Below are 13,230 nucleotides of genomic sequence, written 5' to 3' on the forward strand. Positions count from 1 at the left end.
ATTTCTGGCAAAGCCTTTCTATGATGCCATGGTAAAATGGCATATTTACGATGAAACAGGATTTGCCCCTATTTATGATGAAAGGATTGACGAGGGCGTTGTTTACGGAGAAAACGGCAGCAAGAAAATCCTCTTCCGCAAGGACGATCAGGTCATGGCATTTTTCTATTACGGTCAGGACGATATTCTGACCCATCTGCCTGAAATTTTTGCTCTGACCGACGTTGCCTACGTCAAAGACCAGCTTTAAGGAGGGAGATAAGATGAAAAAAACCATACGGCTCATGCCATATTCCATCTATGAAGCCCCCGCTTTAGCGGAATGGTTTTCCGCCCAAAGCGAAAAAGGGCTGTTTCTTGATTCCGCCAACTGGATCTTTGCGGTATTTTCCAAAAGGGAACCCCAGAAAACGAAATACCATCTGGAAGTTATCACAGGACAGGATGCCATTCCCTCTGCGGAATTGCTGGAAAGTTACAGTGCCTTTGGCTGGGAATATCTCTCCTGTATGAGCGGCTTATATCATATTTTTGCTACTGTTACGGAAAAACCTGCGGAACTGCATACTGACCCCATCGTGCAATCCCTTGCCTTTGAAAAAATTGAAAAAAGAGTCAGCAACGGCTTTTTCACCTGCATACTGCTGATGCTCTATATCCTCTTTGCCAACGGAGCGACCCTGCGCAGCGGTGTCTTTACCCTGACTGCGATTGTATCGCAAAACCTGATCCCCTTCTTTCTGGCAGATTTCCTGCTGATCTTGCTATTTTTCTTCGGGCGGCTGCTGCCCTTTCTGCAGATCCGCAAGCAGATGAAAGCTTTGCGAAACGGCAGTTTCCCTGAAGTCAGAATCAGAAGAAAACTCCACAGCGGCTATTGCCATCTGGGCGTCTTTCTCTGTCTATGCGTCATGATATTTTACACTATGACCATAGCGACCTATACCTCTGTGGAAGAAGCAATGGCGCAACAGGGACACATTCCTTTTGTTACGCTGGAGGAGATCGAAGGGCTGCCGCCTGTCTATCCCATTAATTACAGCGACCCCGCCGACTTCCCCGAAGAGGACGATTATCTCTACTCCGAGGATCGCTCCCTGCTGGCACCGAAACAATTTATCCTCCGGCAGGATGAAGCGGAGCCCCTGCGAAACAACAAAGAGCCCTCTTATCTCTGGATGCATTACATCGAGGTTTCGCTTCCTTTTCTGGCAGAACCCCTCTATCAGGACCGCATAAAGGAGCTTCTTCCGGAAGATGCCGTTCCCGTTTCGGTTTCTGCCTTTAGCATGGATGAAATGCAGGCATACGAGACATCTGAAGGCGTGTATTTCTTTTTGCGGGAAGGAAATAAGACCCTCTGTATCCAGCACCACGGCACAGGAAATCCCCTGCCCTATGCCGAACGATTTGCCGCTTTTCTGGAAGAAGAAAATCCTTGGCCCTTTCTTTCGGAATAACAAAAAAGACACTGCATCAGGACTTTTCTGATACAGTGTCTTTTTTCATTCTTTTTTCAGCAAAGATTATTCGTTTTCTGCTTCTTTTTCAGAATCCTTTTCGCCTTCGATTCTCAGGTTTACGGAAGCCATTTTGAATTTATCATGAACTGCTTTCATGGCTACATCCACGTCATCTTTCGCAATCAGAACAGTGATCTTGATTTCGGATGTGGAGATCATCTGAATGTTTACACCGGCATCATACATTGCTTCGAAGAACATTGCCGCAACACCGGGGTTTGTTGCCATACCTGCACCAACGATAGACAGTTTTGCTGTGTTTTCGTCGTGTACGATTTCCTGTGCTGTCAGGCGTGCTTTGTTCTTTTCCAGAGCTTTCAGTGCGATATCCAGATCATCTTCGCCAATAGTGAAGGAGATATTCTGTCTGCCGTCTGCACCTGTAGACTGCAGGATGATATCAACACTTACTTTTTCTTTTGCCATCAGGGAGAACACTTCAAAGGCTTTACCGGGTTCATCCTTGATGCCCATAACAGAAATACGAGAAACTTTTTTATCCGCTGCAACGCCGCTAACCAGCATTCTTTCCATCTTTGTTTCCTCCTTAACTTCAGTACCTTCCGCTTCGGACATGCTGGAACGTACCACCAGTTTCACATTGTATTTTTTCGCTACTTCCACAGAACGGTGATGCAGAACTTTTGCACCCAGAGATGCCAGTTCCAGCATTTCGTCGTAGCTGATTTCATCCAGTTTGACTGCATCGGGCACTACACGAGGGTCTGCTGTGTAAACGCCGTCTACGTCTGTATAAATTTCGCAGATATCTGCATTCAGTGCCGCTGCCAGTGCCACTGCAGAAGTATCAGAACCGCCGCGGCCCAGTGTTGTCGTATCACCAATGGCATTTACGCCCTGGAAACCTGTTACCAGAACGATGCTGCCTTCATCCAGTTCGTTTTCGATTCGTTCCGTATTGATGGTACGGATGCGGGCATTGCTGTATGTATTTGTGGTTTCGATCCCAACCTGCGCAGCATTCAGAGATACCGCTCTGCCGCCGATGGCACTGATCGCCATGGCCATCAATGCTACAGACTGCTGTTCCCCTGTGGATAACAGCATATCCATTTCTCTGCGGCTGGGTTTATGATTGATCTCTTTCGCCTTCGCGATCAGACCATCCGTTGTTTTGCCCTGTGCAGACAACACAACTACCACGTCATGTCCTTCCATTCTTGTTCTCATGATGCGTTTTGCAACATTGAGCACTCTTTCTGCATCTGCGACGGAACTGCCGCCGTATTTCTGCACGATCAACATTGTCCATTCCTCCTGTTATTCTGTCTCTACCAGCACACCCTGCATATCTGCTTTCAGCAGATTCAAATCCCAGTTATGTTCCAGTGTGCCTAAGTATACGGACATTTTTCTTTCGAATTCCTCCGCCTTATCCTTTGTTACCATTGCCATCAGGGTAGACCCTGCGCCGCTCAGATAGCTGGCAACGGCACCAAATTCCTTGGCGTGTTTAAAAATTTCATGCATGCCGGGGATGAGCTGCGCGCGGTAAGGCTGATGCACACAATCCTCCATGGCCATGTCAAAGTTCTCATATTTTCCCGTCATCATAGACGCCACCAGCAGTGCTGCACGGGATGCGTTGAATACCATATCTTTTCTGGTATAGCTATCAGGGAGCACCCCTCTTGCATCAGCGGTGGAAACCGGGAAATCAGGAACCATTGTAGCAAAAATCAAATCATCTGGCAACTCCAAACGCACATGATTCATCTTTTCTGCATCCTGTGCGCCAACTACCATGCTGCCGTAAATGGCAGGATTGGAGTTATCGGGATGGCCTTCCAGCTGGGCTGCCATCTGTGCCAGTTCATCTTTATCACAAATATTTCCCGCCAGCGCATTGGCTGCAAAAAGTCCCCCTACGATGCAGGCAGCAGAACTGCCCAGCCCTCTTACCATGGGGATATAGTCTTCCTGCACGATGCGTACCCCTGGCATTTTCAGCCCTTTCTGGTCATAGAAATACTTCATGGTTTTGTAGATCAGATTTTTCTCGTCGGTGGGAACGGTGATCGCCTGTTCACGCTTCACTTCGATGGTCAGACCTTCGGTCTGTTCTTCCACCCAGATGTGGTTATAAAGTTCTACTGCGATGCCGATGCTGTCAAATCCGGGCCCCATATTTGCAGATGTGGCCGGAACGCGAATGTGTATCATTTTGTTCCCTCCTAATTTATCATAAAAGCAGACCTGCCTCCTGCTGCAATGCCGTACCGCAGTCCGCTTTTATTTCCCCTTTTATTCTCTTGCAATGATTTTTAAAGACTGCACGCCCTGCAGCCCTTCGATACGATTAACCAGATGGCTGAATTCTCCCTGCATTTCGTTTGTTTCAATGCAGAGTGTTACGTTCGCGATCCCGTTGATGGGGATGGTCTGGTTGATGGTCAGGATATTTGCACCTTCATCTGCCACGCCGTTCAGCACAGAAGACAGAAGACCGGGTGTATGATCCAGATTCAAAGACACAGTTACCGTTTTTCCTCTTGTGTTTTCGTACAAAGGATGAACTGCATCACGATATTTATAGAAAGCACTGCGGCTGATGCCAACCTTATTTACGGCATCCTGCACGGTCTTTTCTTTTTTACTTTCCAGCAGATTTTTTACTTCCATTACCTTCAGGAAGATTTCAGGAAGCACGGTTTTATCTACGATATAATAATTTTTATCTTCTCTCATGGGGAGCCCCTCCTGTTTGCCTTATAAAAACATTTGTTTTCGACACAAGGAATATATCATAAAATCAACCGCAATGCAAGTACAAATATAAAAAATGTCCACCGTAGACAAATTTTTGTCATTCTTTAGAGAAAATCTGCTTTTTTCCATCTTTTTTTAGCGGATTTCACGGAGAAACCCTCTTTTTTTCGCTTTTCGGTTTCCATTGGGAAAGTTTTCTGCTAGAATAAATAAGATGTATTTGCAGTTTTCAGGCTGCATAATAAGGAGAATTTTTATGAAAACGGTAAGACCCGTAAAACCGAAACATGCCCCTTTGCTGGGTCTGTTTCTGAACGGATACGAAAACATGCGTCAGAAAATGGATGCGCCCTGCCGCCGCCCTTTGCTGGATATTGCCCCTCTGGCCTTCGGCAAATGGTATTACACGGCACTGGCCAACGAAACCATCCTTTCTCCTGCCAATATCCTGGATCTGGATTTCAGGGATGAAGCTGGCGATACAACTGAATATGCCTATGTAATGAAGACAAAACCCGCGGAAGAACAGACCGATGAGGAATTTGTTTCCGAGTACAGTTTCAGCCTGATGTGCTATTCCACAGAGGCACACCCACTGGTAGAAGATCTGCAGACCCTCATCGATTTCTGCACCCCTGATCGCGCCACCGACGGAAACGGCCTGCTTCTGGAGGAAGATCAGAAGCTCCTTCAGGAAAAACTGAGCACAAACTCTGCCTTCTATCTGGAATATCTGACCCGTCTGGCGTGGCTCCACGGGCTGCTGGTATCCATGCCTTCCATCCATACCCGGAGGGTACGTCCGGCCTCTGCCTGTGAAAGTTTCTTTGCCCAGTCCACCGCAGATATCCTGTTTCAGCTGGCAGAAACCGCCTGCATGCTGACAGCGGAACGCTTTTCCTATACCATGGAACTGGAAGACGGCATTGCCACATCCGACTTTTTCTATCTGCTCCTGCGAAATCATCAGGAAATAGATAAAATCTTCATTGACTTCTATAAGAGAGTAGATGTGGACATCGAGCGGATCTGGCAGATTTCGCCCGAAAAACTGACGGCAGAGGAAAAATCCATCGTATCTTCCTTCCTTTTTACAGGGATCATGCTGGATAAATGGTTCCTGACTCCCATGAGCGTGTTTTTCCGCTTCATCCGTCCCATCGCCTTCACGCCCATGCGCTTCTATTCGCTGGTAAATAATCTGGCGGCGCTGGTTCTGATGCAGCATAATCTGGGGGCAGAACTTTTCACACCGCCTACCTATTATAGTCTGACAAAAATCGGCAAAGCTCTTTTCGCCGATCCGGAAAAAGAAGGCATCGACCGACAGAAAATGCCCACCACTCTGCCCTATGAACAGCTGGTGGCTGCAGTACAGCAGGAAAACGACCTGCGCATACAGGAAAGAATGTTTCTGATGGAGATCGTTCCCGATGTGCTTTCCATCAAAGTCACCCAGATGAAGGATACTGAACTCTGGAAGATCCTAGAAGTAGGACAGGATATGGATGTGAACGTTCTCTGCAAAGACCTCTGTGCAGCCTTCTGCATGGAAGAAGGTGCGGATTATCTCCTTTCCGTTCCCGATCAGAACGGCTTCCCCATGGAATTTTCCGCCAGAGGCTCCAAGCGTTCTCTGAACAAGGCCAACGGCAAAGACCTGCAGGATCTGCCTTTACAGATCGGCAGCAGGCTCCTGCTTTTCCCCACACAGGGAAAGGGGAACGGCCTCATTCTGGAGATCATCGATAAAGGAAAGGGAAATCCCTATATCCTGTATCCCCGTATCACCAATCAAAGCGAAAAAATCGTCGAAATGGAAAAAATCGACGAAATGTTTTAAATAGATCGAAAGAAGGTACTCCCATGACAAAGAACCTGAACCATGCCCATGGCGGCGATCTGGATGCCATCCAGCGCAACTACGGCATCCCCAAAGAAGAGATCATCGACTTCAGCGGCAACATCAACCCTCTGGGCTTTCCCAAAACAGCAGAAGAGGCCCTGAAGGATAACCTGCATCTGATCTGCACCTATCCCGACAAAAAATATAAGGCTCTGAAAAAGGCCATCGGCGCATACACAGGGGCAGATGCTTCCCACATTGTCGTGGGCAACGGCTCCACAGAGCTGATCTCCACATTCATCCAGACCATCAACGCGGAACACTCCGTTATCATGGGTCCCGCCTATTCCGAATATGAAAGAGAAGTAACGCTGAACGGCGGCGAATTCACTTATTTCCCTCTGAAAGAGGAAGAAAATTTCCGTCTGAATCTGCAGGCTCTTCTGGAAGCCCTGACACCGGATATCGGCATGTTCATTGCCTGCAACCCCAACAACCCTACTGGCACAGCCATCCGTGTGGAAGAAATGCGTATCATTCTGGAACACTGCAAAAAAATCGGTGCATCCGTGATGATCGACGAAACCTATATCGAATTTTCCGATATCCTGCCGGAAATCTGCTCCATCCCTCTGGTGGCGGAATTCGATAATCTTTTCGTCATCCGCGGTACATCCAAATTCTTTGCGGCTCCCGGCATCCGTCTGGGCTACGGCATCAGCTCCAATCAGGCCTTTCTGGATCGTTTCAAAACAAATTCCGACCCTTGGAGCGTAAATTCTCTGGCAGATTTCATCGGTCAGCATATCTTTACGGATTTTGAATTCCATAAAAAGACCCAGAAACTGGTTTCCGAAGAAAGAAGAAAAGCCTTCCGTGAACTTTCCACATGGAAAAACATCACTGCGTTCCCTTCCGAAGCCAACTTCATCCTGCTGAAACTGAAAACAGACAAGGTAACTGCCCATGATCTGTTCGAAGCATGCATCCAGAAAAAAATGCTCATCCGCGATGCTTCTTCCTTCACATTTCTGGATGAATCCTTCCTGCGTTTCTGCATCCTTTCTCCCGAAAACAATGCCGCTCTGCTGGCAGAACTGAAATCCATCGTAGAGGAATAAACTGCTATCGTAAGGAATGGGAAACTGCACATATTATCTCAGAACGACTCTCGTTTTGAGGTGATCTTATGAATCAGACCATCAGCCGCAAAGATCTTTGCGGCTATTTATCTCTATTGCGAAATACTCTGACAGAACAGGATCTCTTTCCTGCGCCGAATGTGATTTTTCTGGGCAGCCGCGCTCTCTATCATCATCTGGCAAAACAGCCCTGTGACGGAGATACCATCGGCGGGATCCTGAAAAAAATAGAGACCTGCATTCCTCTGGCCGTAACGGAGGAAAGCTTCTCTCTCTTCCTTTCCGCCTGCAAAGAACCAAAAACAGAGCGCACCCGCAACTTTCTGGAAAGCAGCAAAGCAGATTTTCTTCTGCTGGTACATCAGACGGCAAAGGACGAGCAGCAGTGGCGCGCCCTGACGGAACTCTGCGAAAAACTGAGGCAAAAAAACGTACAGATATAAACTGATATAAAAGGAGGTGTTTTCCGTGGACAACAAACCCTACAGAAATTTAAACGAATACTACCGTGAAATTTTCGGCAGAAAAACCGCAAAAATCTCTCTGGACGGGGGCTTTACCTGCCCCAACCGAGACGGCAGATGCGGCACAAGGGGCTGTCTGTTCTGCAGCGCAGGGGGCAGCGGTGATTTTGCGGAAAACGCCTCCCTTTCCATTCGGGAACAGGTAGAACGGGGCAAAGCCCAGACCGCCGAAAAATGGAAAGACCCTGCTTATATCGCCTATTTTCAGGCCTTTACCAACACCTACGCCCCAGTGAAGGAACTGCGCCGAAAATACGAAGAAGCCCTGACCTGCGACGGCGTGGAGGGCATCTCCATTGCCACCAGAAGCGACTGCCTGCCCGAGGATGTACTGGATTATCTGGAAGAACTGAACCAAAAAACAAAGCTCTGGGTAGAACTGGGGCTGCAGACTGCCGACGAGGCTTCTGCCCAGCGCATCCGCCGTGGCTATCCCCTCTCCGTCTTTGAAAAAGCCGTCATGGATCTGGCCGAACGACAGATCCCCGTCATCGTCCATGTCATTCTGGGACTGCCGGGAGAAAACAGAGAAACCCTCCTTCGCACCATCGACTGCGTGAACCGCCTGCCCGTACAGGGCATCAAGCTGCAGCTCTTGCATGTCCTTGCCGACAGCGACCTGGCGGAAATTTACCAAAAAGGCGATTATACACCCCTGACCAAAGAGGAATACATCTCCCTTGTGGGCGACTGCATTGCCCATCTGCGGAAGGATATCGTCATCCACCGCCTGACGGGAGACGGCGACAAAAATACTCTGCTGGCTCCTCTCTGGAGTTTAAGAAAGCGGGACGTCCTCAATTCCATCCATAAATATCTGAAAGAAAACAGGATTCAGCAAGGAATGTCCTGTAAATTTGACTGATGTTATTTACAAGAAAAGAGAAAATGTGCTAATATTTGTATTGCATGAAAGCAAAATCTGACCGAAAGGAGGTCTTTCCATGTCCATGCAGTATTCCACAAAAAAACTGGCGGAAAATAAACTCATCATCCTGCATCTGTTGCAGAAAATGGGGATCTCTCTTTCCAATAGTGAAATTTGCCAGTTCCTGCTGGAAAAAAATTATATGGATTATTTTTCCATTCAACAGTATCTTTCCGAACTGGAAACTGCCGGCTGGCTGGAAAAGACCCAGGAACAGAACCATACCCGCTACACCCTGACCGATGACGGGGAAGAAGTCATGAATTACTTCATCAACCGCATCTCCGATGATGTCAAAAACGAGATCAACACCTATGTACGGGAAAACAGCAAACGGATCCGCGCAGAATATGCCGTGACTGCCAATTATTTCCCCGAACTGAATGGTGATTTTCTGGTAAAATGCGGCCTTTGCGACGATACCGGGGCAACCTTGATGGAAATCAGCGTTTCCGTTGTTTCCAAAAATCAGGCCCAGAACATCTGCCGCAACTGGAAGAAAAACGTAAACCAGTATTATCGGGAATTCCTTTCTTCCCTTGCCACAAAGGAAGACAACCTGCCCGAAGAATAACCCTTACATATAAAAAATGACAGCGAAGCATTTGCCCGCTGTCTTTTTTATTGCGAAAAAGTCTATGTCTGCGTTTATTTTCCTGCTTTGATCTTGCAGATGCTCTGGGTCATACAGCCCATGGGACATAATCACATTATAAATAGCTTCTCAGTTTTTCCTTGTCGATGATCTCAATTTTCCCGCGGGAAAGGGCCACCGTCCCTTCCTCCACGAAATATTTCAATACCTTCGTTACCACTTCTCTGGCACTGCCGATGAAGCGAGCCACCTCTTCATGGGTCAGATGGATGGTCGTATCTCCCGTTTTTGCCATCTCATCCCAAAGGAAATGAGCCACCCGCCTATCTGCCCCCATAAACAGGATCTGCTGCATGGTCCACATCACATCGGAGAAGTTTTCCACCACTCTTTTATACAGGGATAATTCCACCAATGGATTCCCATGCATCACATCACTCAGTACGGGAGAAGGCAGTACCACCAGTTCCGAATCCTGTACGGCTTCGATCAGCACATCAAAAACGATGGCATCCATCAGACAGGAAGCAGAAAGCACGCAAAGTTCCCCCTGATGGAGACGATACAGGGTCACTTCTCTGCCCTCTTCGGAAACGATATAAACTCTGAGCTGCCCCTGCGCCACATGGACGATGCCGCTGCATTCTCCGCAGCCCCGGTGCAGGATATCGCCTTTTTTCATCTTCTGGGAAAGAACGCCTCCGGAAACCAGCGTCCGCTCCCTTTCATTCAGCTCTTCCCAGAAAGGGAAAATATTCTGAAATTCCATGATGATCCCTTACTTTCTGTTTCTTGCTTCCAGACGATAAATGGGCGCACCCTGCGCAGAGAATTTTTCTTCGTATTCTGTCATGATATTGCCTTCGTAATCGCTGTTGTGCAGATCCAGACTGATATTGGACAGCATCCAGTCATCGGCACAGAATTCATTCAGAGAAAATTCAAACAGACCTCTGTTATCTGTTTTGAAGAAAATTTCTGCATTTTCCCCCATGACACGGCGGTATTCCTGCAGGAACCCGCGGTAAGTCAGGCGGCGTTTATAGGTACGTTTTTTCGGCCAGGGATCGCTGAAGTTCAAATACAGTCTCTGAAATTCGCCCACCTCGAACAGGTCGGACAGATTGGATGCATTATCCCATACAAAAGCCAGATTCGGCAGTTCTTCGTCAGCACGTCTTGCCGCAATGGCTACCACTGTTTCCTGTCTTTCGATGCCGATAAAGTTCACATCGGGGTAAGTTTCCGCATTTTTACGCAGGAAGCCGCCCTTGCCGCAGCCGATCTCTACATAAATGGGATTGTCGTTGCCGAAATATTCTCTCCATTTGCCCTTCTTTTCGGGGGCATCATTGATGACAAGGCTGTTCTCCTGCAATTCCTGAGAAGCCCACGCTCTTTTTCTTACTCTCATATATATACTCCTTCAATGCTGAAATTTCAAAAACAACATATTGAGTATACATGGAAACGCACGCTTTTTCAACTGTTCCGATTTAAAAAGCAGATCCAATATCCCCACTCTCCGTTCACGCTGCGGAAGGTTTCAAAGCCAAAGGTTTCCGCATCTGCGGCATCGGCTTCTCTGTAATGACCGGGCAGCCCCAGATGGATCCCATCCTCCCTTTCCTGCAGGATCAGATGGTGATATTTCCGATCGGGCAGCAGGAAGAAAAACTCTCGCTGCCACTTCAGCGGAATCTGAGACAACAGGGTCAGTTCCTCCAAAGACAGGCATTTCCACGATTCCCCATCTCCGAAAGGAGACAATTCCCGATTGGAGGCAAACAGCATCTCCTTCGGTTCCACAGGCAGATGCTCCTCTTTTTCCTCCCTCTCCGCAGGAGGAGGATTCATCTTGCGGATCTGTTCCGTTTCTTCATGGCTCAAAACGCCCGTTTCCTCCAGTTCCTCCAGCTCCTTCCGAAATTTTGCCAAAAGCCCCTGAAAACTGCCATGTACGCTGCCCTGGCAGCGATCCTTCTGGGCTTCTGCAACTTTCGCATTTGTGTCTTTGGGTTCCTCCTCTTTTTCCATTTTGATCGTGGGTGCATGCTTCTCCAGAACCGCCGCCTCTGCTGCCTGCAGAAGGATCTCCTCCTGCGATGTTTCTTTTTTCGCAGGCACAAAATCCTTCTTCCAGTTTCGCTTCTCTTTGAAATAAGCTGTCAGAGGGGCAGAACCTCCCTCCGCCAGAAGCAGGACGGTATGAAATTCTTCTGCCCGTTTCCCATCTCCCACGGCATCCGGATCAAAGTCCCATTTCAGTTCACATCGTCCTTCTTTCTTTTCCGGAAAAACCTCCCCGCAGAAAATGCTTTCCTCCCCCGCCATCACATAAACATCGTACTGCAAAGGCTTCAAGCCCTGCATGGTCAGGTGCAGCCTGCCCTTGCCGTTTTTCAGTTCCATCACACAGCTGCCCCAAGGCGGACGCTTGCCCAGAGCATAGCCCGTCGTTTCCTGTCTGAGCATCAGGAATACCTTTTCATATCGTCTGTTATACATACCCTTCCCCCGTTCTGCTTGTCTGTTTGAATCACTTCATCGTTACAGCCTATGAACGGGAGAAAGAAAAAAGAACCTCTGATGAGGTTCTCTTACACTTCCTTCGGCATCCCATACAAAGACAGGGATGTATTCTTATATGCTTTTTCCTCGCTGACATCTTTCCCGAACCACTCAGGAGCAGCAAAACTTTCCGCCGCTTCTAAAGAGGGAAATTCCACCTCCGTGGTCATCAAGCCTTCCAGTTTCCCTTCGTAGAGATCCACTTCTGCGGTGTATTCTCCCACAGGCACCAGATAACGCTTCTTCACCACCGGTGTTCCTTCTGTTTTCAAAAGCAGTCTGTCATAATCCTCTTTTTTCAGGGGCAGTTCAAATTCTTCTCTGGCCAGATGACCTTTCCCCTTCACCGTCAGGATATACGCATCATCGGACTGACGAATACGAATGGTGGGGGAAAAAGAAATATATGCCTGAGAGATCTGCTTAAAGGGATATACGGTGATATCAAAAGGGATCTGTTTCGTTAAAAATTTTCTTTCTATTTCCATTGGGTTCTCCTTTTATCTGCCTAATATATTTTCTCCGCTATCTTCCCCGATTAAACGTCGGGAAAGTTTATAGTGGAAATTGTGCATACCTTCTCTGAAATAAAATCTGTGGGCATCCTTCCGCAGCTGATTCGTTGCCAGTTCAATCTGGCTGCAGCCATGTTCCAATGCGGTTCGTTTTGCTTCTGTAAACATCCGCTGCCCCACTTTCCGATTCCTGCATGCAGCGCTTACGACAAACTCCATCACTTCCGCGATACACTCGCAATGATGCAGCTGTTCCTCAAACCGAAGGTTCAGCATGGCTCTTACGTTTCCATCCGCTTCATCGATCAGGCAATACATATTGGGATTCTGCAGCTGCTTCTGATAAATCTTTTCAAAAATTTCATAGGGCAGCTGTTTATTTTCCATATCGCAGATCAGATCATAGACCGCCCTGCAGTCTTTTTCTTCGCTTTTCCGAATCATCACAGCCACCTCCCGTATTTTTTCATTATACCACAGGCAAATGTCTTTGGTTGAAAAAACACAAATTTTCCTGTAAAATAAAAATATTAGGACAAAATAAGAATATCAGGAGGGATCCCCTATGAAAAAAGTATATGTATTTCTGGCAGAAGGCTTTGAAGAAATGGAAGCCGTAACACCCGTTGACCTGCTGCGCCGTGTCAATCCCGGTGCTGTAGAAGTGAAACTGGTTTCCATCACAGGCAACAAGGCTGTAACAGGCGCCCACGGCATCACATACATGGCAGATCTGCTGTTCGAAGAGATCGAAGATGATGCAGATATGCTGGTACTGCCCGGCGGTATGCCCGGCACAACAAACCTGATGGCTCACGAAGGTCTGGCAGAGCTCTTGGTAAAACAGTATAACAAC

The 13,230-nt window shown here is 47.7% G+C and carries 16 protein-coding genes; 8 read left to right on the forward strand and 8 right to left on the reverse strand.

Annotated elements, in window-relative coordinates:
* Both ACJMLT_RS04435 and ACJMLT_RS04440 read left to right on the forward strand, forming a co-directional pair.
* The coding region (locus tag ACJMLT_RS04435; RefSeq protein WP_405727179.1) for a hypothetical protein at positions 1-250 on the forward strand (250 nt) is incomplete at its 5' end.
* A gap of 13 nt (positions 251-263) precedes the next feature.
* The gene (locus tag ACJMLT_RS04440; protein ID WP_405727182.1) at positions 264-1,460 is read left to right on the forward strand and encodes a DUF2812 domain-containing protein; all 1,197 of its coding nucleotides are present in this window, start codon (positions 264-266) and stop codon (positions 1,458-1,460) included.
* A 66-nt stretch (positions 1,461-1,526) separates the two neighbouring features.
* Here the strand turns inward: ACJMLT_RS04440 and ACJMLT_RS04445 are convergent, their stop codons facing one another.
* The 3 genes from ACJMLT_RS04445 to ACJMLT_RS04455 form a co-directional block, all read right to left on the reverse strand.
* A complete protein-coding gene (locus tag ACJMLT_RS04445) occupies positions 1,527-2,789 on the reverse strand; it encodes an aspartate kinase (protein ID WP_405727185.1) in 1,263 nt (420 codons plus the stop codon).
* A 15-nt stretch (positions 2,790-2,804) separates the two neighbouring features.
* Positions 2,805-3,707, reverse strand: a complete 903-nt coding sequence (thrB, locus tag ACJMLT_RS04450; RefSeq protein WP_405727188.1) for a homoserine kinase — start codon at positions 3,705-3,707, stop codon at positions 2,805-2,807.
* Between the two features lie 81 nt (positions 3,708-3,788).
* Entirely contained in the window at positions 3,789-4,232 is a 444-nt protein-coding gene (locus tag ACJMLT_RS04455; RefSeq protein ID WP_405727191.1) for an ACT domain-containing protein, read from the reverse strand.
* Between the two features lie 277 nt (positions 4,233-4,509).
* Between ACJMLT_RS04455 and ACJMLT_RS04460 the strand changes: the two genes are divergently transcribed.
* From ACJMLT_RS04460 to ACJMLT_RS04480, 5 genes are all read left to right on the forward strand, one after another.
* The gene (locus ACJMLT_RS04460) at positions 4,510-6,096 is read left to right on the forward strand and encodes a hypothetical protein (protein ID WP_405727194.1); all 1,587 of its coding nucleotides are present in this window, start codon (positions 4,510-4,512) and stop codon (positions 6,094-6,096) included.
* Between the two features lie 23 nt (positions 6,097-6,119).
* Positions 6,120-7,220: a pyridoxal phosphate-dependent aminotransferase gene (locus ACJMLT_RS04465; protein WP_405727197.1), complete on the forward strand. Its 1,101-nt coding sequence runs from the start codon at positions 6,120-6,122 to the stop codon at positions 7,218-7,220.
* A 68-nt stretch (positions 7,221-7,288) separates the two neighbouring features.
* Positions 7,289-7,684 carry a hypothetical protein gene (locus tag ACJMLT_RS04470; protein ID WP_405727200.1) on the forward strand — a complete coding sequence of 132 codons (396 nt, stop codon included), beginning with the start codon at positions 7,289-7,291 and terminating at the stop codon, positions 7,682-7,684.
* 25 nt (positions 7,685-7,709) lie between these two features.
* Entirely contained in the window at positions 7,710-8,630 is a 921-nt protein-coding gene (locus ACJMLT_RS04475; RefSeq protein ID WP_405727203.1) for a TIGR01212 family radical SAM protein, read from the forward strand.
* A 79-nt stretch (positions 8,631-8,709) separates the two neighbouring features.
* Positions 8,710-9,267: a DUF4364 family protein gene (locus tag ACJMLT_RS04480; protein WP_405727206.1), complete on the forward strand. Its 558-nt coding sequence runs from the start codon at positions 8,710-8,712 to the stop codon at positions 9,265-9,267.
* Between the two features lie 136 nt (positions 9,268-9,403).
* On the opposite strand, the gene ACJMLT_RS04485 is transcribed toward ACJMLT_RS04480, so the two are convergent.
* From ACJMLT_RS04485 to ACJMLT_RS04505, 5 genes are all read right to left on the reverse strand, one after another.
* Complete coding sequence (locus tag ACJMLT_RS04485) at positions 9,404-10,057, reverse strand: Crp/Fnr family transcriptional regulator (RefSeq protein ID WP_405727209.1); 654 nt, start codon at positions 10,055-10,057, stop codon at positions 9,404-9,406.
* A gap of 9 nt (positions 10,058-10,066) precedes the next feature.
* Positions 10,067-10,702, reverse strand: coding sequence for a tRNA (guanosine(46)-N7)-methyltransferase TrmB (gene trmB / locus ACJMLT_RS04490; RefSeq protein WP_405727212.1), 636 nt, complete (start codon positions 10,700-10,702; stop codon positions 10,067-10,069).
* A 68-nt stretch (positions 10,703-10,770) separates the two neighbouring features.
* Positions 10,771-11,796, reverse strand: coding sequence for a hypothetical protein (locus ACJMLT_RS04495; RefSeq protein ID WP_405727215.1), 1,026 nt, complete (start codon positions 11,794-11,796; stop codon positions 10,771-10,773).
* A 92-nt stretch (positions 11,797-11,888) separates the two neighbouring features.
* Positions 11,889-12,347: a CYTH domain-containing protein gene (locus ACJMLT_RS04500; protein ID WP_405727218.1), complete on the reverse strand. Its 459-nt coding sequence runs from the start codon at positions 12,345-12,347 to the stop codon at positions 11,889-11,891.
* 12 nt (positions 12,348-12,359) lie between these two features.
* The gene (locus ACJMLT_RS04505) at positions 12,360-12,818 is read right to left on the reverse strand and encodes a GNAT family N-acetyltransferase (RefSeq protein WP_405727221.1); all 459 of its coding nucleotides are present in this window, start codon (positions 12,816-12,818) and stop codon (positions 12,360-12,362) included.
* A gap of 121 nt (positions 12,819-12,939) precedes the next feature.
* Between ACJMLT_RS04505 and ACJMLT_RS04510 the strand changes: the two genes are divergently transcribed.
* The coding region (locus tag ACJMLT_RS04510; RefSeq protein ID WP_405727224.1) for a DJ-1/PfpI family protein at positions 12,940-13,230 on the forward strand (291 nt) is incomplete at its 3' end.

The sequence above is a fragment of the Anaerotignum sp. genome (genome assembly GCF_045122575.1).
Lineage (GTDB): Bacteria > Bacillota > Clostridia > Lachnospirales > Anaerotignaceae > Anaerotignum_A.

Coding starts and splice junctions, on each gene's coding strand:
- trmB (WP_405727212.1), bottom strand. CDS start 10,702: ATGAGAGTAAGAAAAAGAGCGTGGGCTTCTCAGGAATTGCAGGAGAAC.
- ACJMLT_RS04460 (WP_405727194.1), top strand. CDS start 4,510: ATGAAAACGGTAAGACCCGTAAAACCGAAACATGCCCCTTTGCTGGGT.
- ACJMLT_RS04470 (WP_405727200.1), top strand. CDS start 7,289: ATGAATCAGACCATCAGCCGCAAAGATCTTTGCGGCTATTTATCTCTA.
- ACJMLT_RS04505 (WP_405727221.1), bottom strand. CDS start 12,818: ATGATTCGGAAAAGCGAAGAAAAAGACTGCAGGGCGGTCTATGATCTG.
- ACJMLT_RS04440 (WP_405727182.1), top strand. CDS start 264: ATGAAAAAAACCATACGGCTCATGCCATATTCCATCTATGAAGCCCCC.
- ACJMLT_RS04480 (WP_405727206.1), top strand. CDS start 8,710: ATGTCCATGCAGTATTCCACAAAAAAACTGGCGGAAAATAAACTCATC.
- ACJMLT_RS04455 (WP_405727191.1), bottom strand. CDS start 4,232: ATGAGAGAAGATAAAAATTATTATATCGTAGATAAAACCGTGCTTCCT.
- thrB (WP_405727188.1), bottom strand. CDS start 3,707: ATGATACACATTCGCGTTCCGGCCACATCTGCAAATATGGGGCCCGGA.
- ACJMLT_RS04500 (WP_405727218.1), bottom strand. CDS start 12,347: ATGGAAATAGAAAGAAAATTTTTAACGAAACAGATCCCTTTTGATATC.
- ACJMLT_RS04465 (WP_405727197.1), top strand. CDS start 6,120: ATGACAAAGAACCTGAACCATGCCCATGGCGGCGATCTGGATGCCATC.
- ACJMLT_RS04485 (WP_405727209.1), bottom strand. CDS start 10,057: ATGGAATTTCAGAATATTTTCCCTTTCTGGGAAGAGCTGAATGAAAGG.
- ACJMLT_RS04445 (WP_405727185.1), bottom strand. CDS start 2,789: ATGTTGATCGTGCAGAAATACGGCGGCAGTTCCGTCGCAGATGCAGAA.
- ACJMLT_RS04495 (WP_405727215.1), bottom strand. CDS start 11,796: ATGTATAACAGACGATATGAAAAGGTATTCCTGATGCTCAGACAGGAA.